The organism is Streptomyces sp. NPDC047000 (assembly GCF_040644295.1).
Classification (GTDB): domain Bacteria; phylum Actinomycetota; class Actinomycetes; order Streptomycetales; family Streptomycetaceae; genus Streptomyces.
This window is the reverse complement of record NZ_JBEYWE010000001.1, coordinates 472,800-495,671: the sequence shown is the minus strand read 5'-3', so window position 1 is coordinate 495,671 and position 22,872 is coordinate 472,800. Positions and strand designations below refer to the sequence as shown.

The window sequence follows — 22,872 nt, the reverse complement described above, 5'->3', positions numbered from 1 at the left end:
CGCCCGGGGCACCCGTCCGGCCCGACTCTGTCCAACGGTTCACCGAAGCCCTCGGCCTCCGCGGCAGGACCGCCACCCGCCTGGTCGTGACCAACCTCGGCCGTCCGAGCCGGAACACGCGACACCTCAGCGTGTGCGCCCACCGGTTCCGATGCCCTAGAACAGGGCCGTTCCGTTCTCGAAGGACAGCAGGCGCTGCTTGCGGTCCAGGCCGCCGCCGTAGCCGGTGAGGCTGCCGCTCGCGCCGACCACGCGGTGGCAGGGCACGATGATGCCGATCGGGTTCCTGCCGTTGGCGAGGCCCACCGCGCGGGAAGCTCCGGGGTTGCCGAGGGCGTGGGCGAGCTGGCCGTAGGAGCGGGTCTCGCCGTAGGGGATGAGACGGAGCTGGTCCCAGACGCGGCGCTGGAACTCGGTCCCGTTCATGCGCAGTTCGAGGGTGAACTCCTTCAGCTCGCCCGCGAAGTACGCCTTCAGCTGGGCCTCCGCCTCCGCGAAGAGGGACTCGTCGCGTTCGCCGAAGGTCTCCTCCGGTGGGCGGTGTCGCTGGCCGACCATGTAGAGGCCGCACAGGACGCCGTCGTCGGCGACGAGGGTGAGGGGGCCGTAGGGGCTGTCGGTGACGGTGTGCTGCTTCATGCCGTGTCCTTCGTCGTCCGTGGAACCGCTCACGCGGGGAGGAAGTTGATCGGGTGGCTGTCGGCCGCCCAGAGGTACTGGACCGCGTACGCCCGCCAGGGACGCCAGGCGGCGGCACGGGCGGTGAGGGCCGCCGGAGTGGCGGGCAGTCCGAGTCCCTTCGCCGCGCGGCGGACGCCGAGGTCGGTGGGGAGGAACGCGTCGGGGTCGCCGAGGGCCCGCATCCCGATGACGTCGGCGGTCCAGGGGCCGAAGCCCGGGAGTGCGAGGAGGCGGGCGCGGGTCTCCGGCCAGTCGCTCTCCACGCCCAAGTGGATTTTCCGGGAGGCCAGTTGGTCCACCAGGGTGGTGAAGGTGGTGCGGCGGGTCCGGGGCATCGCCAGGGTGTCGGGAGCGGCGGAAGCAAGCTGCTCGGGGGTCGGGAAGAGGTGGGTCAGGGCGCCCTCGGGATCGTCCACGGGGGTGCCGTGCGCCGTGACCAGGCGGGCGGCGTGGGTGCGGGCGGCGGCCGTCGAGACCTGCTGGCCCAGCACCGCCCGCACGGCGAACTCCGCCTCGTCGACCGTGCGCGGCACCCGGCGTCCGGGAGCCTTGTCGATGAGCGGCGCCAGGTCCGGGTCGGCGCGCAGCCGGTCGTCGACGGCCTCCGGGTCGGCGTCGAGGTCCAGCATCCGGCGGCAGCGGCTGATGGCGACGGGCAGATCGCGCAGATCGCTGAGGGAGAGCCGGCAGGCGATGTGGTCGGGCTGCGGGGTGAGCGCCACGATGCCGTGGCCGTAGGGCAGCCGCAGGGTGCGGCGGTACGCCCCTGCCCGCCACTCCTCGACGCCCGGTACCGCGGTCGCCGCGAGGTGGCCGAAGAGGTTGTCGGGGTTGAGGGGCTTACGGAAGGGGAGGCGGAGGGCGAGGGTGCCGGGGGCCGTCGGCGCCGTCGTGCGCGGGGCCCGGGTGCGCAGACCGCTGGGGGTCAGGGCGTAGACCTCGCGGACGGTGTCGTTGAAGGTGCGGATGGAGGCGAAGCCCGCCGCGAAGGCGATCTCCGCCATGGGCAGCGGCGTCGTCTCGATCAGCAGCCGGGCCGTCTGGGCACGCTGGGCACGGGCGAGGGCCAGCGGTCCGGCGCCGAGCTCGGCGAGGAGCTGTCGCTCGATCTGCCGGGTGCTGTAGCCGAGCCGGGCGGCCAGGCCGGGGACGCCCTCGCGGTCCACGACACCGTCCGCGATCAGCCGCATGGCGCGGGCGACCAGGTCGGCGCGGTGGTTCCACTCCGGGGAGCCGGGGCTGGTGTCGGGACGGCAGCGCTTGCAGGCCCGGAAACCCGCCTGCTGGCAGGCGGCGGCGCTCGGGTGGAACACCATGTTCCCGGGCTTCGGCGGGACGACCGGGCAGCTCGGGCGGCAGTAGATGCGGGTGGTCAGGACGGCGGTGAAGAACCAGCCGTCGAACCGCGCGTCCTTGGACTGGACGGCACGGACACAGCGCTCCCTGTCGGTGTGCATTCCGGTGTGCATACGTCCAGGATCCGGCACCGGGAGGGGCGGGGCTGGCGGAAATCCGACATCAGCCTGTCCGGGCCCCACCGCCTCGGCCCCGCTCGGTGGCCGGCCGTCGCGGAGCCGGCGACGCGCACCGCGGGGTCGGGAAGGCCGGGCCCGTCGAATCGCCGCAGGCCAATCCCGTACGCCAGGTCCCGGCTTCGGGCTGTCCGCCTGCGCGGCTGGGGAGGCAAAGGTCGCTGCCCCACGACGCCGAAGGGGCCTACATGCCAGACTTGAGCCATGACGGCAGCACGTGACTACGAAGACCTGCGGTACGCGGTGGAACACCTCAGTCCTCGGCAGGCCCGCCGCCTCCGCTTGATCATCAGCCAGGACGAAGAGTTCGCCGACGTCCTCCCGCCGCGAGCGGAAGAGCACAACGACGAGGCGGACGACGAGGGTGACCTGCTCCCGGCCAGCTTCCTCGCTCTCGCCGGCAGCATCGACGCCCCCGCCGACTACGCGGAGAATCACGACGCCTACATCGCAGCCCGCGGCGACCGGCGCGGGAGTGCCGCCGGGTGACCGTCACCATCCTCGACACCGGACCACTCGTCGCGTTCTTCAATGCCAGGGACAACCACCACGCCCGCTGCGTGGACTTCTTCTCCCGACTCCGAGGCCGGAAGATCCTGCCCTCCACCGTCCTGGCCGAGGTCAGCTGGCAACTGGAGCACTGGCCACGCGTGGAACGTACGTTCATCGACCACGTGGCCGGCGGCCATTTCGAGCTCGACAACGTCACCCCCGACGACCTCCTCCGCGTCGGTGAACTCATCGAGCAGTACGGCAGCCTCCCCCTCGGAGCGGTCGACGCCTCCGTGATCGCGGTCGCCGAACGCCATGGAGCCCGGCGCGTCGCCACCCTCGACCGCCGTCACTTCACCGTCGTCCAGCCCAAGCACACGGACTACTTCACCCTGCTTCCCGACCTGGACTGACGGCAGCGGCGACGGCAACACCCACGGTTTTCCCCAGATTCCCACTCAGGTTGAACTCGGGGAGTCCGGCGGTGACTCGTGACGGTTCTTGATCATTGCGGTACGACGTGGTCACGCGGTACACACAGGGGGACGGGCTGACGCCCAAAGCAGCAGTAGCGGGAGCGGGTGCGGCTCAGGGCTTCGTCGTTCCCGCGATTGACCGGGAATGATCGCGTGAGGCCGAGGGCCGCCGCAGGAGGTGGCGGCCGCCAGTCACCGCTCGACTGCACCACGGCCGGGGGCGACCGTACGATCCCTGTGTGGAAGAGCTCCTGCACCCCCGAAGCAACAGCGTCCGGCGTTTCCTCCGGCGCTGGTACGGCACGTCCGGCGGATCCCCGGAACCTACCCTTCCGAAGTGTGAAAACGTCCCGCCTGAACTAATCGAGTGGCACGAAGCAGCTACATCGACAGGCGTACCGGTCAGGTTCCAAGATTATCCGGTAAAATTGACAGCCCTGAGAAGGGCCGCCGACGGGATGCTGGTTTTCTGGGTCGAGAACCAGCAAGGCTATTACTGGGCCGTGGATCCTGAATCGACTGACCGACAGGTCTTCGACCGCACGAACACTTCCGAGAAGTGGCGGCCGACCGGCGAGAACCTCGAGCGATTCCTGCTGCACCGCACCGTCCACGAGGCACTCGTGGGAGCGGAGAACAAGTTCTCCGCTGTGATACCGACGGAAGTGCTCGAGCCCTATACATCGAATCAGTTTGCCGCTCTGCCCTTCACGCCCGTGGTCAACGAGGCTCCATCAACACGCTGGCTGTGCAGCGCCGACGCACTGACCAGGGTGGCGCCGCCACCGATCGGCTACGCACCACCCGGCCAGGAAAGATGGATGTTCACCGTCGCCGCCGCTCCCGGCATCGATCTCATGAAATACGGCATCGGCATCGAACCGTACATTCTCGCAAGGCCACGCTTCGAAGAACGAGCAGACGAACGGTTTGAACCACCTCCCTTCTAAAAGAACCAGATAACCACCGCCTGAAAAACGTCTGCCGGTGGAGCATCCACACGCTCCACCGGCAGATTGTCATGCTGGATCACCGAGGTTCATCTTCGGTTTCCGATATAACGGGTGGTTCTGCCGGCCACGGTGACCCAGAGTTGCGCGCCCATCGGCAAAGCATCCTCGATATTGACTCCGCCCTGGTAATAGCGTCCGTCGCAGTAGCCGCAGACACCGTCGGGGTGGTTGACGTAGAGGCGGCCCAACTGAAGATTGTTGAGCCTCATATACGCGGCGGCCTGCATCTCAACGTGGTGACGGTTCTCGTGCGTCATACCCGGGATGGAGCGCCAGTCGACGACCTTGGTAACTCCGTCAGCGGCCTTGTCGTCCGCACTGAGGAACCCGCCGGAGTCCGGGCCGCTTCCCAAAGGAACCTGATCGACCTGGACATCCAGTACTCCAGAGGTCACATGCCCCTGATCCGCAGTCCAGGTTTCGCATGCCTGTCCACTGGTGTTGTGGACGAGAACCGACGTAGCTCCGGCCACGACGTAGTAGGTGTGGACGTCGGAGACCGTCAGGTTATGGACCCTGGTGTCCTGGACCGTCCACCGCTGTACCGCCGTGATCTGGACGTACGTTCCCGCGCTGGTGCGCAGCCACTCGCCGGACATGAGGTCCGTGGCCTTGATCCAGGTGCGCAGTGCCGGGACCCAGAAGGGGTGGCCGTCGGTCGCGGTGACCTGGGCCGTCTTCGTGCCCTTCTTGCCGTCGGTGTCGACGGTGACCTTGACGAGGTGCTTCAGGCCCTGGCCCTTGATCTCGGCCGTGACGGTCTCGGTCCGGGTCTCACCGGACTTCGGGTCGGTGGCGACGACCTTGTCGCCGGCCTTGACCTGGTCGATCGGCTTGGTGGTGCCGTCGGCCATCAGGACCTTGGTCCCCGGGACGAAGCTGTTGCACGTCCCGCCACCGCCGTCGGCCTTGCCCGAGCCTCCGCTGCCGCTGGTGCCGCCGTCGCTCTTGGCGGAGCCGCCGGACCTGCCGCCTGGCTTGGAGCCGCCCTTGCCGCCGCCGCCACCGCCGCCGGAGCCGTGGGACGACACCTTCGGGGCCGCCTTGGCCTGGGCCTGCTTCTGGACGCGGTTGCCGGTCTTCCTGGCTGCCGCCAGGGCTCTGTCGGCGGTTCTCTTCGCGGCTTCCGCGGCTTTCTTCCTGGCGCGTTGCGCCGCCAGTTTCTTGGCCCGCTCGATCGCGAGTTTCTTCGCTCTCAGGGCCATGCGTTCGGCCGCTTTCGCCGCCCTCAGGACAAGCTCGGCGGCTTTCTTGGCCGCGCGGAACGACTCGACCGCCTTGATCGTGCGCTTGACGGCCTTCATGACGGCCGGGATCTTGCCGAGCTTCGACCACGGGATCGCGTCCACCGCGATGCTGACGCAGGACCACATGTCACCGCCGAAGCAGGCGATGGCGTCGTTGATGCCGATGAAGTCCTTCAGCGTCTCCCACGCCACGGCGAGGATCACCGAGGTCATGGACTTGCCCATCATCGACTGCGCCTGCGCGACCTGGGCCGCCGACAGACCCGCGCCCGCGAGGGCCGCGGCCCGCTCGGAGGCGGACAGCGAGATGGCCAGACCCGACGGGTCGGACATCGTCACCGGGTTGTTGTGCGCGTAGGAGTACCCGTTGGACTGGAGGACGTCGTTGAGGTCGAGGACCGGGTCGGCGGACAGGAAGCGTCCGACCACCGGGTCGTAGAGGCGGGCACCCAGCGGGACGAAGCCCGAGGCGTCGTCCGTCGGGCCGCCCAGGAACCCGGTGTGGCTCTGGAGGTTCACCCCTGCCGTGTCCGTGCCGCGCTGGTTGCCGAACGGGTCCTGTTTGCGGATCCGCACCGGCATGTCGCCGTCCAGGACGATCTCGGCGTACATGCTGCCCTGGTGGTCGCTAGCGAGGGCGACCAGGCGCTCACTGCCGTTGCCGTTGGCGTAGCGCATGACCGCGCCACCAGGCGCCTCGTAGGTGCGCTGGGTGCCCACCAGCACGCCGCCCTGCTGGACGGTGACCTCGGTCTCGCCCAGGTACAGCGTGGCCTGTTTGCCCTTGATCTTCAGCAGGCGGGAGCCGTCGGGGCCGTAGATGTAGCGGGTGTCGTTCTGCGGCGCCCACAGCTGTGCCGCCTTCGTGCTGTCGCACGCGGCCAGCACGATCGGGGTGGAGTCCGCGGACGCGGCGTCCTTGACCGCCAGGCACAGGCCCGAGGCGACATGGGTGAGCTGGCCGGAGGCGTTCCGCTTCAGCTCCTGGCCGGCCGAGCCGTCGCACTTCTGCAACTGGGCAGCCGCCCCGGCCGTGTTGCCGGCGGGCTGGACACACCACTTGTCATAGACGTTCAGCGTGCCCCGGTCGGGATCGGTCTGCGCCGCCCCCGCGGTCGGGGTGAAGCGCCAGCTCTGCGCCGGAGAGGTGTTGCAGGCGTAGAGCTGGATCGCCGTCGCCGCGACCGCCAGGCCGCCCTTGAGGTCCAGGCACTTGTCCGCCAGGCCCACGTACGGGGTCCTGCCGCCGGCGCCCGCGCCCTTGATCCGGTCGATCTGGCCGTCGTAGGTCCAGGTCAGCTCCTGCTTGTCGCCGTTCTCGACGGACGTGACCGACCTGGTCTCGCCGGTGAGTTCGTACAGGCGCGTCGCCTCGGCCTTGACCTGCGCGCCGGCCGGCGTGGTGTAGGTCTTCGACACCTTGGTCAGCGTGTGCGGCTGGGTGCCGTCGGCCTTGCCGTAGGCGTAGGTGGTGGTGGCGTCCTTGGCGGTGTCACCGGCGAGGTTCTTCTCGGTCAGCCCGGTCCGGTTGCCGAGGAGGTCGTAGTCGTACTCCTGCCAGTAGCCGGAACCGTCCTTGCCTGCGGCCACGTTGAGCGTGCCGTCGGTGTTCTTCGGGCCGGCGCAGGAGGTCTGGTCCTTGGAGGTCCAGGCCGTCTTCAGCTCGCCCAGCGGGTTGTAGACGAAGCACTGACGCTCGTCGATGCCGGTGGCCGCCTCCTGGATGGAGGTGACGTTGCCGGACGGGTCGTAGGAGTAGGACCGCTTGGAGACGAGGTTGCCGGAGACCACCGACTTGTCCCCGCTGCCTTCGCGGTAGACCTGCTGGTCCTTCAGTTCACCGCTGGACTCGTCGAACGTCGACTGCGTCCACACCCGGTAGGGCTGGGCGCCGAGCGTGGAGCGCAGCACCTGGCCGTAGGGGTCGTAGACCGTCTCCGAGCCGTACCAGTCCTTGCCGGAGACGGAGAGCGGGTTGCCGTCCTTGTTGTAGCGGACGACGAGCTTCTCGGAGCCGAACCGGCCCGCCTTCGGCAGGGTGGACTCCTCCAGCATGCCGTTGTCGCTGTACTGGTAGGAGTACGTGTACGACGGCTCCAGGCCCCAGGTGGAGGCCAGGGCGGCGGGCAGGGCCAGGGTGGTCGAGGTCGGCTGGTAGTCCTTGGTGTAGCCGTTGACCTGCTGGGTGTACGCCTGGCCGTCGGTGTAGCGGGTGGCAGCGTAGGGCATGCCCTTGCCGCCCGGCGCCAGGTCGTAGGCGAATCCGGCCAGCAGGGTGCCGGACGAGCTGTCCAGGCGCTGTTCGGTCGGCCGGGACAGCTCGTCGTAGCCGTTCCAGACGACGATGCCGCGGGCGTTCTTCGTGGTGAGGACACGGTCGTGGTGGTCGTACGTGGTGTACGCGGTACCGGTGTCGGGGTCGGTCGCGGAGTCCTGGCGGCCGCGGTGGTCGTAGGACCACGTCCACGGGTGGGTCTTGTCGGCGGAGTTGTACGCCCTGACCAGGTAACCGCGGGCTTCGTACTCGTAGTTCATCGACGTGAAGCCGCCGGACGCGTCCGGGTCGAAGGTGTCGACCCGGGAGGTACGGCCGAGCGCGTCGGTGTAGACGCGGTAGTCGGAGGCGCCGGTCGGGTTGTCGACCTTCGACCAGTCCAGGCCGTACTCGTAGCGGGTGGCCCGTTCCTCGACGGGCTGGGAGGAGGACTCGTGGGTCAGCGGGTCCTCGACCTTGAGGACCGGCGTCTCCTTCAGCACACGGCCGGAACCGTCGTAGGTGTAGCGCGTGATGTTGGGGACGGCCGTGTCGGCGAGCGGGGTGAACAGCTCACCCGCCTTGGCCTCGTAGGTCAGATAGGCGTTGTTGGTCTGCCAGACCTCACCGGAGCTGTTGTACAGCGTGTCGGTGATCAGCCGGCCGCCGCCGTCGGCCTCCTCCTGGGTCTGCCGCTCACGGCCGAGGCCGTCGTAGAGGGTGACGGAGGTGTCGACGCGGTCGTCGTAGCCGCGGGTGTAGGTGGTGACGTAGGACGGCTTGCGTTCCGCGCCCTCCTTGTACTCCGGCACGGTGTAGACGGCGCGGAAGTCGGGCACGGCGGTGTCGGACGGGGTACGGTCCGCCGCCCACGCCTTCTCCAGACGGCCCAGCGGATCGAACTCGGCCTGGGTGACGTGGTCGTTCGCGTCGGTCGTCTTCGTGGTGGTGCCACGGCCCGGCTCGATCTCGCGGACCTCGGAGTGACCGAGGGCGTTGGTCTCGGTGACCTTGAACACCTGGCCCGAGGGCGGGTCGTAGGTGATCAGACCGGCGGTCTTGTGGTCCTGGTCGGTGGTGCGGGTCACGCGGCCGACGGCGTCGAACTCGGTCGTGCCGTCCGACTGCCAGCCGGTGCCGGTGCCGTTGACCGACCAGGTCTCGGACGCCTCGCCCTTGGTGGTGCCGGAGAGGGCGACGCCGTAGTCCTGGTTGTCGTACGCCGTCCGGGTGCCGGTGAGCGTGGACAGGTCTGAGAAGTCGGCGGCGGCGCAGGTGGTCGGGGAGACCAGGACCTGTTTGGTCAGGCCGATGAGGTTCTTGGCGGTGCTGTGGACGTACTCCGACCTGGTGCACGACTCGTCGCCGGTCCTGCCGGTGTCGCCGAGTGATTCCACCAGCACGGGCAGACCGTGGTCCGGTTCGTAGGTGGTGTGGGTCCTGACGACCCGCTCGGTGCGGGGGTCGTCGCTGTTGGAGCCGGAGGACTTGGTGTACGCGATCTCGTCCGGCTCGGTGACGCGCCAGGCGCGCAGCGGGTCCAGGCCGTCGTCGCGGTCGCGGTGAGCCAGCTCGGTGGCCTCCGGGACGGTGATGCTGCGGGAGACCCATGCGGTGTCGGCGTCGGTCGCGTTGTCGTAGTCCAGTTCCTCCGCGATGAGGCCGGCGAAGGGCTCGCGGTCCTTGGCGATCTCGGTGCCGGTGATGTCCTTCACCGACACGGTGTCACCCATGCCGCGGAAGAACCTCGTCACCGCCTTCGACTTCTTGGATCCGATCGACGCGTCGTCGGTGCCGGTGATCACCGTGGTCTGCTCGACGCCCGCGAACTGCGAGTACGTGCGGGTCGACTTCTTGGTGAACTCGGCGTCGGCGCGCCTCCAGCCCGGGTTCTTGTACTCGTAGGCCGTCTTGGTCGCGAACGCTCCGTCGACGTTGGGGAGTTCCTCGATGGACTCCACGACGTACTTGTGGAACCAGTCGATGTCCTCGACCTCGGGGTCCGGGGACCAGTACGAGGGGTAGCACAGCCGGGTGTTCGCCTTCAGAGCGGCGGTGTCGGACTTGCCGGGCAGGCCGGTGCCGGTGGCGCAGTCGCCTTCGGGCTTCTTGTAGGTGACGACGGTCTCGCCGCCGTATTCGTTGATGACCCGCCCGATCCGGAGCCGGGAGAAACTGGGGCGCGGGTCGTCGGGGCGCATCACCCGGTTGGGCATGTCCTCGGGGTCGGACTCGAAACGCACCGCGTTCATGGTGACGCTCGCGTCCGTGCTGCCCTTGCGCGCGTAGCCGGTGCGCTGCACCGACTCCAGCCACAGGGCCGTGTTGGGGCCGGTCTTGAGGACCGGGAAGTTCTGGGTGAGCGCGTAGCGGTCCACGACCTGGCGGGCGGTGGTGTCGGTACGGCGCTGCGCGGAGGTCTGGATCTGCGTCAGTCGCTTGCGGCTCCAGAACGACGGACCCGCGTTCCAGCACTTCGTCTTGTAGGTGGAGGTGACCTGCTTGCAGTTCAGGTCGGCCGGGGTGTCGTACCAGATGCGGTACTTGCCCGGGTCCTTGTCCTCGAAGTTGGCGTCCGAGCAGGTCAGGTCTCCCTCGGGCAGGCAGCGTTCGGCGACGGTGAAGGTCACCCGGGCCGGGGCGGTCGCGGAGAAGAGGGTGTCCTTGCGCTGGCCGTAGTCGATGTGGTCGAGCCAGCCGTCACGGTCGTAGACGACCGGGGCCTTGAAGTCGAAGTTGCGGGCGTAGTGGTTCTGCGCCTTGTTCCACCACAGGGACATGGCGTTGCCGTGGATGTCCTCGACGTAGTCGAGGTTCCACCGCCAGCCCTGGGTGCACCACGAGTGGGCCCAGTCCCCGGCCTTGTAGCAGTCCTCGCCCTCGTGGTTGCCGTAGACCGGCACGTTCAGCACGGAGTCGGTCACCGGCTGTCCCGAGGTCCAGCCCGGCAGCTTGTTCAGGCCGAAGTGGTAGCGGGTGCCGTCCCGGGTGGTGACGACCCAGTACTCGCCGTCGTGGGCGCCGTTGCCGTTGTCCGCGTCGGTGAGGCGCTCGATCTTCGAGCCGTCGCCGTTGGCGGTGAACCACTTGCCCTGGGCCTTGTCCCACACCAGCTCGGTGGTCATGCCGCCCAGCGACAGGGTCGCGTTGTCCGAGCCCCAGCACAGGTCCGCGGTGCGGTGCGTCTTGTTGTTGGAGCCGTCCTTCTTGGAGTCCTCGCGGCAGTTGGCATACGTCCGGGTGATCGAACCCGGGTTGTAGTCCCAGCCGTCGCCGATCCAGGAGGCCTGGTTGTTCGTCGCCGACGTCCGGCCGTCCACCGACTGGGAGGAGTAGCCCAGGGATATCTTCGGCGCCAGACCGCCCGCGGTCTCCGGCACCTGCACGTCGTAGGAGTACGTGAACGCGCCCGACGAGGAGCCGGCGGCCCAGGCGCCCGACGACAGCAGCGGGGAGGCGGTGAAGTCGCCGCTCGCGGAGGCTCCCGTGTCCATCGCACCGATGACCTGCGGACGGGAGGCGTCCACCACGGGCAGCACGTCGCCACCGCGGTACGACGCGGTCCGCGCCGAGGCCCCGGAGGCGGTCGTGCCCGCGGTGCCGCCGAGCAGCTCGCCGACCGGCACGGTACCGGTGAGGATCTTACGCTGGGCGGCCTTCCTCGCGGCCTTGGTCCTCGTCGGCGCCTTGGCCGCGGGGACGACCTTGACCGAGCTGCGCAGCCGCTCGGGCCGCTTCTCGCTCTTGCCCGACAGGGTGGTCACACCGCTGTCGGTGGCGCAGTCGCCGGTGTCGGGGGCGTCCATGACGCAGTCCGGCAGCAGGACCAGGCCGAAGCGTTCGGCGGCCTGGGGGCCGTACAGGTCGGCGAAGCCGGTGGTGTCGACGTCGATCGCGACCTGGGCGGCCGGGTCGGCGTCGGCCGGCGGGGTGACCTTCATGATCAGGCCGGAGACGCCCGCGTCCTGCGACGCGGTCGGCGCGGCCAGGTCGACCTTCCAGTCACCGTCGATCGCGGCCGGGTCCGTGCCTGCGGGTACGCCCACCGCGATCGGCAGGTCGTCGACCGGGACCATGGTGCCCGGCGCGGTGTCCGCCTTCAGGGGGGCGACGCCGCTGTCCTGCGTCCACGGTGTGACCGCGACCGGGGTGTAGGGGACGATGGGGACCTCGTCCGCGGTGGTGAGGTTCTTCTCGGCCTGCTCGTCGGCGTCCAGTGTGACGGGCTCGGGCAGGTCGGGGAGCTTCACCTCCTCGCGGGTCATGCCCGGGCCGGGTATCGCCCACGCCTCCGCGCTGAGACTGCTCACCAGCAAAGCGGATGACAGCAGCAGGACGGTCGCCACGCGGCTTCGCCGGCGGCGCCGTCGTTGTGACTCCGTCCTGACCGGGCGTTGCCGCCTCAGCCACGACGGTGGACTTTGAGCACGCATACGCGTCGACCCCACCAAGGCATGCGAAAAAGACAGATGGCGCCCGAACCTTCTGTCATGGCCGCCACGCTTTTCAAGATCGCCTCATGTCCGGCTCCCGGACCTGATGTGATCTGCCACACGGGATATGACTGACGCTTCGTCACACAATGCAAAAAATAGACGAGTCCACGATTTCAGTGCCCTATACACCCAGTCCGGGTGATCAAAAGCCGCAGATGACACATGGTCAATTACCGGTCAAACGTTCACCAAGCAAGTGTCACGAATTTATAAATTTCTTACCTGTGGACGTGTTGTGAGGAGTGTGTGACCGTGTGTGCGCCCATGCCCGTCCGCCTGGTCCACACGGGAGTAGACCGCCGCCGTGTCCGCGCCGCCTCGTTTCCTCAGCCGCTTCGTGCGCACGCGCACCAGGCTGTCCCTCGCCATCGGCCTCGTACTGGCCGCCCTGACCGTCTCGCTGCTGCCGTGGTGGCAGCCTGACGGAACCTCACCCGCGCAAGCCCGCAAGGCCACCGACGCCCGGTCGGCGTCGACCGGCCCCCGCGACGAAGCGGCCGCCCAGGCCGAGGCGAGGCGTACCCGCAAGCGGGTGCTCGTCGACACCGCCACCACCGCCACGTCCCAGACCTGGGCGCAGCCGGACGGCAGGCTGCGCACCCGCATCACGGCCACGCCGACCCGGGCGAAGACCGCGGCGGGCACGTGGGCGCCGATCGACAACCGGCTGCACCGGGTGAGGAACGCCCCGCGCGACCTGGGTGTCCAGCCCGTCAACGCCGCGCTCCCGGTCCGTTTCTCCAGCGGCACCGAACCCGCGCACGCCGACCGCTCGCTCACCCGTCGGCCCCTCGCCGAGGGCCCGCAGAGCCGGGACACGGTCCTGGCCGAGGTCGACTTCGGCCGGCACACCATCGCCTACACATGGCCCGGCGCCCTGCCCGAGCCCGTCCTCGACGGCCCGCGTGCCCTGTACTCCGAGGTACTGCCCGGTGTGGACCTGCTGCTCGTCGCGCGCGAGGAGGGCGGCTTCGCCCAGCTCCTGATCGTGAAGGACAAGGAGGCCGCGCGGTCCGAGGCTCTCGCGACGGTGGCCTACGGTCTGCGCTCGGCCACGGCGGTCTTCCACCACGACGCCGCCACCGGCCGGATCCTCGTCCAGGACAGGTCGGGCAAGGAACTCGGCTCCATCCCCACTCCGTTCGCCTGGGACTCCGCCGGCCGGGACCCCGAACCGGACGAGGGCAAGGGCACCCCGCGCACCTCGGTCGCCACCCCCTCCGACGTCCTGAGGCTGTCCGGTCTGACGGGCATCGAGCCCGGCACCCACAGCGCCCCCATGCCCGTCGAGCTGCGGGGCGACAACACCGGAAACACCCGGCTCGACCTGAACGTCGCGCGGACCGGCCTGTTCACGGGCGACGACACGCAGTACCCGGTGTTCGTCGATCCGACGCTGAACCGTGGCTGGCTGGCCTGGACCGTGGCCTACAAGCCCTATCCGAACTCCAGTTTCTGGAACGGCACCAACTTCTCCTCCGGCACCTCCGACGCCCGGGTCGGCCACGAGAACGAGACCGGCGGCACCGCCCGCTCGTTCTGGCGGATGAACTACAGCACCGGTCTCAAGGACGCGGAGATCTCCTCCGCCACCTTCAAGGTGCTCAACAACCACTCCTGGTCGTGCACCGCCCGCGAGTTCCAGTTCTATCTGACCGGCGCCATCTCCTCCGGCACCACCTGGAACAAACAGCCGAGCTGGACCACGGAGTTGCAGAGGAAGTCCTTCGCGCACGGCTGGTCCTCCGGTTCCTGCCCCGACGAGTACGAGGCGTTCAACGTCAAGGCCGCCGCTCAGGAAGGCGCGGACAAGGGCTGGGCGAACATCACCTTCGGGATGCGCGCCACCAGCGAGTCCGACGTGCAGACCTGGCGCAAGTTCAATGCCACCGGCGCCACCATGGAGGTCGTCTACAACCGGCCCCCCTCCGAGCCCACGGGCGGCAAGTCCACGCCCGGCGGCGTCTGCTCCACCAGCGGCGTGACCGTCGGCAAGACGACCCTCACGCTGTCGGCCACCGCCAAGGACCCCGACGACAACCTGAGCAAGCTGCGCTTCCGCTTCTGGAAGAAAGGCGGCACTGCCCCGGCCGGAACCCTGGCCACCCCGAACTCCGCCGGTTACGCCTCTCTGCCCATCCCCGCCACGTTCCCGCTGGAGGACACGGCCACGTACTACTGGGACGTGCGCGCGGAGGACTCCGGCTCTCCCTCCCTGGTCTCCACGTACTTCCCGCCGGGCACCGCCCCCTGCCAGGTCGTCGTCGACGGCAGCGGGCCTCCCCCGCCCAGCGTCGACAGCGACGTCTTCCCCGAGACCACGGACGACGGCCAGACCTGGGCCACGGTCAAGTTCGGCGGCACGGGTGCGGTGACCTTCGCTTCCGAGGGCGCGGCGCAGTTCCGCTGGTCGATCGAGGGCAACAACCCGGTCTATGTGCCGGCCACGAACGGCACCGCCACGCTGCCCGCGCTCCCGCCCGCGCACGCGGGCCCCAACACCCTGCAGGTCTACGCCTACGACTCCGCAGGCAACGCCAGCAAGCGCACCGACTACACGTTCTACGTGCCGCCGCGCGACAAAGCGGACGGCCCCGTGGACACCACCGGTGACGACCTGCCCGACCTGCTGATCGTCAACGCGGACGGCAACCTGCGCACCTACACGGGCGGCGCGGACGGCGACCTGTACAACGGACTCGCCGCCTCGTACGACGGTGACAAACAGGCCGATCCCCAGGGCTACTGGTACGACCCGGCCACGGGCAAGGCCGCTCTGATCGCGCACTACCAGGACACCTACCCCGGTGACGGCTCCACCGACCTGTTCGCGGTCTCCCCCGACGGCCGCTTCTGGCTCTACCCGGGCGACGGCTACGGCAGCTTCGACGTCACCCAGCGCCTGGAGGTCCGCCTTCCGTCGAACGCCCCGGCGCCCTCGACGTGGACCCAGATCAAGGCCACCGGCGACATCACCGGCGACAAGCTGCCCGACCTCGTGCTGCGGGCCGGCCCGGGACTGTGGACACTGTCCGGGTACACCGGCGCCGGCTTCCAGACGGCGACACAGATGAACGCCGACGCCTGGGCACGCCGGGAGGTCGTCAACGTCGCCGACATCAACGGCGACAGCACTCCCGACCTGCTGTGGCGCAACCTGGACAACGGCAACATGTACGACCGCCAGGGCAAGCCCGGCTCCGTGGCGGGCAGCGTCGACCTGGAGTCGCTCAAGCTGGCCGCCAGCTCCCTCACCGGCAAGGACGAGGCGTACGGCGTCAACTGGACCGAGGCCGACGTGCCCACGGCCATCGGCATCCCCGACGTCAACGGCGACGGCGTCCCGGACATCTGGGCGCGCCTGGCCTCCGACGGTTACACGCGGATCTACCACCCGTCACGGACCGACACGAACGCCCCCGTACGGGTCGTCCTGACGGTGAACTGGAACACGGTCAAGGCCTTCGGCTGACGTCATCGTGCCGGCGGGCCCCGGCCGTCCCCTCGGGGGCGGCCGGGGTGGGACCGCCGAAAATCCGGCATCGGCCTCACCCTTGAACTCGCGGAGTCCGGCGGCGGCTCATGACGGTTCTTGATCGTTGCGGTACGACGTGGTCATGCGGTACGGCCACCACAGAGCCGCTGCCTCTCAAACTCGGCAGCGGCACCGCACCGTCCGACTTCGACACCGGCGACCACGTCAACCTCACCACCGACGGCTACCAGGCCGTCACCAGCGCCCTCGACCTGACCACCCTCGGTCCGGACGCCTGACAAGGCAGGCACGCCAAGGTGGCCGGGCCGGACTTCTCCGGCCCGGCCACCGACAGGGGATCCAGCGCGGCGTCCCTCAGCCGAGTCGGCGGGCGAACGTCTCGTAGGCGCGGTCGTCGAAGAGGACGAATCTGGCCTCCGTCACCGCCGGGGCCGGCGTGCTGCGTACCGTTTCCACCGCGATACGCGCCCCGTCGTCCATCGGCCAGCCGTAGATGCCGGTGGAGATCGCCGGGAAGGCTACCGTGCTGGCGCCCAGGCCGTCGGCGACGCGGAGGGACTCGCGGTAGCAGGAGGCGAGGAGGGCGGAGCGGTCCTCGGCGGGGGACCAGACCGGGCCCACGGTGTGGATGACCCAGCGGGCGTCCAGGGCGCCCGCGGTGGTGGCGACCGCCTGGCCGGGGGCAGGCCCTTGCCGTAGTGCGCGGCGCGCAGGGCCCGGCACGCCTCCAGGATCGCGGGGCCGCCGCGCCGGTGGATCGCGCCGTCCACGCCTCCGCCGCCCAGCAGGGAGGAGTTCGCCGCGTTGACGATCGCGTCGACGGACTGGCGGGTGATGTCGCCCCGGACGAGGGTGATGGTCGTGGTGGTCATACCGGTCTGGTACCCGGTTCCGCGGCCGGTGGGCAACCCGTTATCGTGCCGCCGTCCGGTCGGACTGCCGGCGCAGTCTGCGCCATACCGCCTTCGCCGCGTTGTGGCCGGACATGCCGTGCACGCCGGGGCCGGGCGGGGTGGCGGAGGAGCAGAGGAAGACGGCCGGGTGCGGGGTGTTGTAGGGGAAGAGGGACAGCCGGGGGCGCAGCAGGAGCTGGAGGCCGGAGGCGGCGCCGGTGGCGATGTCGCCGCCGACGTAGTTGGCGTTGCGGGCGGCGAGTTCGGGCGGGCCGGCGACGGCGCGGGCCAGGACGCGGTCGCGGAAGCCGGGGGCGAAGCGCTCCAGCTGCCGTTCGACGGCGTCGGTGAGGTCGCCGGTCCAGCCGCCGGGGACGTGGCCGTAGGCCCAGAAGGTGTGTTTGCCCTCGGGGGCCCGGGTGGGGTCGGCGACGGACGGCTGGACGGTGATCAGGAACGGTACGTCGGGTGCCCGGCCCTCGCGGGACGCGGCGCGCAGCGCGGTGCCGATCTCCCGGCTGGTCGGGCCGAGTTGCACGGTCGTGGCGATCCGGGCCTCGGGGGCGGTCCAGGGCACCGGGCCGTCGAGGGCGTAGTCGACCTTGAAGGCGGCGGCGCCGTACCGGTAGCGGTCGTAGTGGCCGCCGAAGCCCGCGATGCGGGCCAGGGCGGTGGGTGAGGTGTCGAAGACGTAGGCGCGCGCCGGTGGCAGGTCGTCGAGGCGTTTGACCTCGTAGTCGGTGTGGACGGCGCCGCCCAGGTCCGTCAGGTACGCGGCGAGCGCGTCGGAGAGGGCCTGGGAGCCGCCGCGGGCGACGGGCCAGCCGCGGGCGTGTGCGGCGAGGGCGAAGACCAGGCCGACGGCGCTCGTGGCGAACCCGTCGAGCGGGGAGATCACGTGGGCGACGAGGCCCGCGAACAGGGCTTTCGCCCGCTCGTCGCGGAAGCGGCGCATCAGGACGGTCGACGGCGGGAGTCCGGTCAGGCCGAAGCGGGCGAGGGTGAGCGGGTCGCGTGGGAGCGCGGTGAGCGGGAGGGACATGAAGTCGCGGACCAGGGTGTCCCAGTGGGGCAGGAACGGGGCCACCAGTCTGCGGTAGGTGCCCGCGTCGCGCGGTCCGAAGGAGGCCGCCGTACGCGCCACCGAGCGGGACAGCACGGCGGCCGTGCCGTCCGGGAAGGGGTGCGCCATGGGCAGGTCGGCGTGCAGCCACCGGAGGCCGTAGCGCTCCAGCGGGAGGGCGCGGAACGCGGGCGAGTTGATGCCGAGGGGATGGGCCGCCGAGCAGGGGTCGTGGCGGAAGCCGGGCAGGGTCAGTTCCTCGGTGCGCGCTCCTCCGCCCACGGTGTCGCGGGCCTCGAAGAGGGCGACGGAGAAGCCGCGGCGGGCCAGTTCCACGGCGGCCGTCAGGCCGTTCGGTCCCGCTCCCACCACGACCGCATCGAGCATCGACGGCACCTTCGGAACCCCTTCGTCAGCCGACGGTCACTGGGGGTCAGGATATGCCGGGGGTCTGGTCGCCGTGCCGCCAGGCCCTTTCCGCACCGAGGAGTTCCGCCCCGAGCAGTTCCGCGATGCGCCGTGCCGTGGCCGCGTCCCTGGCCGTGGTGAACGGCAGGGCGTTGCCGCCGGTGATGCGGAACGGCTCGCCGGTGAGGGTGAGATGGGCGCCCCCCGCCTCTTCGACCAGGAGGATGCCCGCCGCGTGGTCCCAGGCCGCCTCCCAGGAGAACGCGGTCGCGTCCGACGCGCCGCGTGCGACGGCGAGGTACTCCAGTCCCGCCGAGCCGCAGGGGCGGGGTGCGATGCCCTCGGTCCACAGGCCGAGCAGGGCGCGCTTCTGGTCGTCGGTGGTGAAGTCGGGGTGGGAGGTGGCCACTTCGAGGTCGCGGCCGGGGGCGGGCGGTCCGGCCCACAGCCGCTCGCCGTCGAGGTGGGCGCCGCCGCCGCGGACGGCCGTGGCGAGTTCGTCCGGCACCGGTGCGTAGGTCCAGGAAGCGTGCAGGACGCCTCGGTGGGCGAGCGCGACGAGGGTGCAGAAGCCCGGGTCGCCGTGCACGAACTGGCGGGTTCCGTCGACCGGGTCGACGATCCAGACGGGTACGTCGCCCTGGAGGGCCTCGTAGGTCGCCGGGTCGGCGTGGACGGCCTCCTCGCCGACCACGACGGAGCCGGGCAGCAGCTTGCCGAGGACCTCGGTGAGGTATGCCTCGGCGAGGCGGTCGGCGTCGGTCACCAGGTCGTGCGGGCCGCTCTTCTGGTCGACCTCGTCCTCGGCGAGCCGCCGGAAGCGGGGCATGATCTCGGCCGCGGCGGCCTTGCGGACCGCCTCCGCCACGTCGGCCGAGCGGTGTACGAGAAACTCTTCGATGGTTTCGTTCTGTCCGATCATGGTTCCATGAGAACACGCGCCACTGACATTCCCTGCCCACCCGGTTCACACCGGGTGGAATCGGCGTGAAATCCCGCCCTCGTCCCTTGTCGCGGGCTCACCGCCCCACCGCGTAGCCCTGCATCCCGCGCGGATTGGCCGCCGCGGACAGGATGCCGCTCTCCGGGTCGCGGGCCACCGCGCACAGCCGTCCCTCGGACCAGCCGTCGGCCACCGTGACGTCGTGTCCGCGCCGCCGCAGCGCGGCGACCGTCCCGGGGTCGGTGCGGGCCTCGACGGTGAGGCTGCCGGGCCGCATCCCGCGCGGGTGGAAGGAGCCGGGGAAGCCGTCGGTGTGCCAGTTCGGGGCGTCGATCGCGCCCTGGAGGTCGAGGCCGCCGCGCACCGGGGCGCGCTGGACGAGGCCGAGGAAGAAGTGGGGCTGCCACTGGTCCTGCTGGTCGCCGCCGGGGGTGCCGAAGGCCAGGACCGGGACGCCGCCGCGCAGGGCGAGGGTCGGGGTGAGGGTGGTACGGGGGCGGCGGCCGGGGGTGAGCGAGTTGGGCAGGCCCTCCTCCAGCCAGGCCATCTGGAGCCGGGTGCCGAGGGGGAAGCCGAGCTCGGGCACGACGGGGTTGGACTGGAGCCAGCCGCCGCTGGGCGTCGCGGCGATCATGTTGCCCCAGCGGTCGACGACGTCGAGGTGGCAGGTGTCACCGCGCACGGCACCGTCGTCGGCGACCTGCGGCTCGTGCGCCGGGTCGCTCCCGTACGCCGGGTCGCTCCCGTCGTACCGCGCGACGGTCGGCTCACCGGCGCCCATCGGGCTGAAGCCCGGTGTGCCGTGGGCGACGAGGTGGGCGAGGGCGGGCAGCCGCGGGGTGCGGCCGCCGGGGGCGCCGGGCCGCAGGTCGTACGACGCCCGCTCGCCGATCAGCGTACGGCGCCCGGCGTTGTAGGCGTCGGAGAGGAGGTCGTCGAGCGGGACGTCGGCGGCGTCGCCGTACCAGGCCTCGCGGTCGGCCATGGCGAGTTTGCAGCCCTCGGTGAGGAGGTGGATGTGGTCGGCGGAGCCGTACGGGGGCAGGTCGGGCGGGAGCAGGGCGAGCTGCTGGAGGAAGGCGGGGCCCTGGCTCCAGGGGCCCGCCTTGCAGACGGTCCAGCCGTGGTGGTCGTACGTCGCCGGTGCCTCGTAGCTCGCGGACCAGCCGGCGAGGTCGGCGGCGGTGAGGGTGCCGGTGTGGTGGCCGCCGCTGGTGTCCAGGGTGGGGTGGCCGGACTGCCGTACCAGGGCCTCGGCGATGAATCCGGTGCGCCACACCTCGCGGGCGGCGTCGATCCGGGCCTCCCGGCCGCCCGCCCCGGCGGTCTCGGCGAGCAGTCGCCGCCAGGTGGCGGCGAGGGCGGGGTTGCGGAAGAGGCGGCCGGGGCGGGGCGGGACGCCGCCGGGCAGGTAGACCTCGGCCGAGGTGGTCCACTCCGTCTCGAAGAGCGGCCGTACGCTCTCGACGGTCGCGCCCAGGTTCTCCACGGGCGGGTGGCCGTGCTCGGCGTAGCCGATGGCGTACTTCAGGACGTCGGGCAGGGGTCTGGTGCCGTGGTCGCGCAGGAGCAGCATCCAGGCGTCGAAGGCGCCGGGCACGGCGGCGGCCAGCGGGCCGGTGCCGGGGACGAGGTCGAGGCCGAGGGAGCGGTAGTGCGCGATGCCGGCTCCGGCCGGGGCGACGCCCTGACCGCACAGCACGCGCACCGGGCCACCCGCCGGGGCGAGGACGACCGGGACCTCGCCCGCCGGGCCGTTGAGGTGCGGCTCCACCACGTGCAGCACGAACGCGGCGGCCACGGCGGCGTCGAAGGCGTTGCCGCCGTCCTCCAGCACGGCCATCGCCGACTGCGAGGCCAGCCAGTGGGTGGACGAGACCATGCCGAAGGTGCCCTGGAGCGTGGGACGGGTGGTGAACGTCATCGGTCGCCTGCCGCCTCTCTGACCACTGCCGTCGCGATGGCCGACGTGTGCACTTTCTCACGCGGGATCCCGGACGGGTACGGCCGGTGAGCGGGGTTAGGGTCCGGTACGGACCGTTCGCCCATGGACCGTTCGTCCACGGATCGTTCGTCCACGGACCGTTCGTCGTGCGGGCGAGCAGTGAGGAGATACGGCCGGTGCGCACCCCCACCACGTCTCCCGGTACGTCTCCGGCGCCGGGCAGTTACTTCGAGCAGACCGACGAGCACCGCTACAAGCCGACGGCGCACGCGGGCGGGGCCTGGACGGCCGACGAGCAGCACTTCAGCCCGCTGGGCGGGCTCGTCGTCCACGCGATCGAGCGGCACCGGGCGGCCTCGGGCGCGGACCCGGGACTGCTGCTGTCGCGGATCTGCTACGACATCCTGGGGCGGCCCGCGCTGGACGAGTGCGAGATCCGGGTGGAGACCGTGCGGCCGGGCCGCACCATCGAGCTGGTCGAGGCGGTCGTCCGCATCGGCGCGCGGGACGTGGTGCGGGCGCGCGCCTGGTTCCTGGCGGCGTACGACACCTCCGCGGTCGCCGGAGGCGCCGACGGGCCGCTCACCCCGCCGGACGGGCTGGAGCCGTGGCCGATGACCGAGGTCTGGCCCGGCGGTTACATCGCCTCCCTGGACGTCCGTCCGCTCACGCCGCCCCGGCCGGGCCGGGCCACCGTCTGGGTGCGCACTCCGCTGGAACTGGTCGCCGGGGCCGGGGCGGGTCCGCTCGCGTCGTTCCTCGCGCTGGTCGACACCGCGAACGGCATCGCCGTACGGCAGCCGCCCGGCAGCTGGTCGTTCCCCAACGTCGATCTGACGGTGCATCTGCACCGTGCCCCGCGCGGACCGTGGACGGGGCTCGACACGTCGGTGACGTTCGGGCCGTCCGGTCAAGGGCTCACCAGTACCGTCCTGCACGATGTGGACGGGCCGGTCGGCCGGGCCGAGCAGCTGCTCACCGTCCGTCCCGCGCCCGGAACCTGACGGCGGCGCGGGCCGCACCCGGCCGAGGACCGGCCCCGGGCCCCGCCCGGGAGGGGAACAGTGTCGGACATAAGCGGATACACGGCCCGTGTACGGCAGTTCACGGTGACCGGGTGAGTACGCAGAGAGACAGAATCCGTTCGAGCTTTTCGCCTCATGGCAACTCGTGTGACACTGGCGTCCCGTCCGCGGTGCGGACCCGCTCCGCACCCCGTCCCCCACGAGAAGTGCGCCCGTGCGTGATCTTCCTTTGCCGCTCGCTCTGTCCGCGCGCATCGCTCCCGTAGTCGTGCTCGCCGCGGCCGGATGGGCGCTGACGTCCGGCCCGTTCGCCGCGTCGGCGACGCCGGACCACAAGTCCGCCTCCGACGCCTCCGACGGGGGGACCGCGACGCAGCAGCAGACCTCCACCGCCCCCTCGGCCGCGGCGGTCACCAAGACGTACGCCGACTCCCCCGCGCCGTGCACCGGCATCACCGCGGGCACGGTCAAGTCGCTGGTGCCGGGAGCCAAGACGGCCGGCAAGGAGATCCCGTCGACGGACACGACGGTGCGCCGCACCTGCTCGTGGAACGCGCTCAAGGGCTACGACTACCGGTGGCTGGACGTCTCCTACGAGATCACCGCCTCGGACGCGGCGGCGCAGAAGGAGTACAAGGACCGGGTCGCCGAGCGCAGCGGCGGCGGGGCGGTCCCCGGGCTCGGCAACGCGGGGTACTCGGTGGTGAACCTGACCACCGAGTCGAAGCAGCAGACCCGGGAGGGCGTGGTGCTCGCCCAGGTGTCGAACGCGCTGGTGACGGTCACCTACAACGGCAGCGACTTCGAGACGAAGAAGGCACCGAGCACCGACGTCATCAACAAGGGTGCCATCAAGGCCGCGAAGGACGCGGTGGCGGCGCTGGAGGACGGCCGGAAGGGCTGACCGT

At 70.7% G+C, this 22,872-nt stretch carries 13 protein-coding genes and 1 pseudogene; 7 read left to right on the top strand and 7 right to left on the bottom strand.

Annotation, left to right across the window (positions count from 1 at the left end; genetic code table 11):
* Positions 1-156: 156 nt before the first annotated feature.
* Complete coding sequence (locus tag ABZ862_RS01990) at positions 157-639, bottom strand: methylated-DNA--[protein]-cysteine S-methyltransferase (protein WP_360950626.1); 483 nt, start codon at positions 637-639, stop codon at positions 157-159.
* Between the two features lie 29 nt (positions 640-668).
* A complete protein-coding gene (locus tag ABZ862_RS01985) occupies positions 669-2,150 on the bottom strand; it encodes an AlkA N-terminal domain-containing protein (RefSeq protein ID WP_360950623.1) in 1,482 nt (493 codons plus the stop codon).
* A gap of 267 nt (positions 2,151-2,417) precedes the next feature.
* On the opposite strand from ABZ862_RS01985, the gene ABZ862_RS01980 reads away from it, so the two are divergent.
* The 3 genes from ABZ862_RS01980 to ABZ862_RS01970 all read left to right on the top strand — a co-directional run bounded on the left by ABZ862_RS01980 (position 2,418) and on the right by ABZ862_RS01970 (position 4,131).
* Positions 2,418-2,702, top strand: coding sequence for a hypothetical protein (locus ABZ862_RS01980; RefSeq protein ID WP_360950620.1), 285 nt, complete (start codon positions 2,418-2,420; stop codon positions 2,700-2,702).
* Positions 2,699-3,118, top strand: a complete 420-nt coding sequence (locus ABZ862_RS01975; RefSeq protein WP_360950617.1) for a PIN domain-containing protein — start codon at positions 2,699-2,701, stop codon at positions 3,116-3,118. Before ABZ862_RS01980 ends, ABZ862_RS01975 begins: the two co-directional genes overlap by 4 nt.
* 302 nt (positions 3,119-3,420) lie before the next feature.
* Positions 3,421-4,131 (top strand): hypothetical protein, encoded by a 711-nt coding sequence (locus ABZ862_RS01970; RefSeq protein ID WP_360950614.1) that lies wholly within the window; start codon positions 3,421-3,423, stop codon positions 4,129-4,131.
* Positions 4,132-4,220: 89 nt separating this feature from the next.
* Here ABZ862_RS01970 and ABZ862_RS01965 read toward each other — a convergent pair whose 3' ends face one another.
* Positions 4,221-11,960 (bottom strand): ricin-type beta-trefoil lectin domain protein, encoded by a 7,740-nt coding sequence (locus ABZ862_RS01965; RefSeq protein WP_360951400.1) that lies wholly within the window; start codon positions 11,958-11,960, stop codon positions 4,221-4,223.
* Between the two features lie 535 nt (positions 11,961-12,495).
* Between ABZ862_RS01965 and ABZ862_RS01960 the strand changes: the two genes are divergently transcribed.
* Entirely contained in the window at positions 12,496-15,663 is a 3,168-nt protein-coding gene (locus ABZ862_RS01960) for a DNRLRE domain-containing protein (protein WP_360950611.1), read from the top strand.
* Positions 15,664-15,773: 110 nt separating this feature from the next.
* Complete coding sequence (locus tag ABZ862_RS01955) at positions 15,774-15,965, top strand: hypothetical protein (protein WP_360950608.1); 192 nt, start codon at positions 15,774-15,776, stop codon at positions 15,963-15,965.
* Positions 15,966-16,041: 76 nt separating this feature from the next.
* Here ABZ862_RS01955 and ABZ862_RS01950 read toward each other — a convergent pair.
* The 4 genes and pseudogenes from ABZ862_RS01950 to ABZ862_RS01935 all read right to left on the bottom strand — a co-directional run bounded on the left by ABZ862_RS01950 (position 16,042) and on the right by ABZ862_RS01935 (position 20,918).
* Positions 16,042-16,559, bottom strand: a pseudogene (locus tag ABZ862_RS01950) (O-acetyl-ADP-ribose deacetylase).
* 40 nt (positions 16,560-16,599) lie between these two features.
* Positions 16,600-18,030: an NAD(P)/FAD-dependent oxidoreductase gene (locus ABZ862_RS01945; protein WP_360950605.1), complete on the bottom strand. Its 1,431-nt coding sequence runs from the start codon at positions 18,028-18,030 to the stop codon at positions 16,600-16,602.
* A gap of 46 nt (positions 18,031-18,076) precedes the next feature.
* Positions 18,077-18,973, bottom strand: a complete 897-nt coding sequence (locus ABZ862_RS01940) for an inositol monophosphatase family protein (protein ID WP_360950602.1) — start codon at positions 18,971-18,973, stop codon at positions 18,077-18,079.
* A 97-nt stretch (positions 18,974-19,070) separates the two neighbouring features.
* Positions 19,071-20,918, bottom strand: coding sequence for a gamma-glutamyltransferase (locus ABZ862_RS01935; protein ID WP_360950597.1), 1,848 nt, complete (start codon positions 20,916-20,918; stop codon positions 19,071-19,073).
* 197 nt (positions 20,919-21,115) lie between these two features.
* Between ABZ862_RS01935 and ABZ862_RS01930 the strand changes: the two genes are divergently transcribed.
* Both ABZ862_RS01930 and ABZ862_RS01925 read left to right on the top strand, forming a co-directional pair.
* Positions 21,116-21,943, top strand: a complete 828-nt coding sequence (locus ABZ862_RS01930; RefSeq protein WP_360950594.1) for a thioesterase family protein — start codon at positions 21,116-21,118, stop codon at positions 21,941-21,943.
* 235 nt (positions 21,944-22,178) lie between these two features.
* The gene (locus ABZ862_RS01925) at positions 22,179-22,868 is read left to right on the top strand and encodes a hypothetical protein (RefSeq protein WP_360950591.1); all 690 of its coding nucleotides are present in this window, start codon (positions 22,179-22,181) and stop codon (positions 22,866-22,868) included.
* Positions 22,869-22,872: the final 4 nt, after the last annotated feature.

Coding starts and splice junctions, on each gene's coding strand:
- ABZ862_RS01935 (WP_360950597.1), bottom strand. CDS start 20,918: ATGACGTTCACCACCCGTCCCACGCTCCAGGGCACCTTCGGCATGGTC.
- ABZ862_RS01955 (WP_360950608.1), top strand. CDS start 15,774: ATGACGGTTCTTGATCGTTGCGGTACGACGTGGTCATGCGGTACGGCC.
- ABZ862_RS01965 (WP_360951400.1), bottom strand. CDS start 11,960: ATGACCCGCGAGGAGGTGAAGCTCCCCGACCTGCCCGAGCCCGTCACA.
- ABZ862_RS01945 (WP_360950605.1), bottom strand. CDS start 18,030: ATGCTCGATGCGGTCGTGGTGGGAGCGGGACCGAACGGCCTGACGGCC.
- ABZ862_RS01940 (WP_360950602.1), bottom strand. CDS start 18,973: ATGATCGGACAGAACGAAACCATCGAAGAGTTTCTCGTACACCGCTCG.
- ABZ862_RS01990 (WP_360950626.1), bottom strand. CDS start 639: ATGAAGCAGCACACCGTCACCGACAGCCCCTACGGCCCCCTCACCCTC.
- ABZ862_RS01980 (WP_360950620.1), top strand. CDS start 2,418: ATGACGGCAGCACGTGACTACGAAGACCTGCGGTACGCGGTGGAACAC.
- ABZ862_RS01985 (WP_360950623.1), bottom strand. CDS start 2,150: ATGCACACCGGAATGCACACCGACAGGGAGCGCTGTGTCCGTGCCGTC.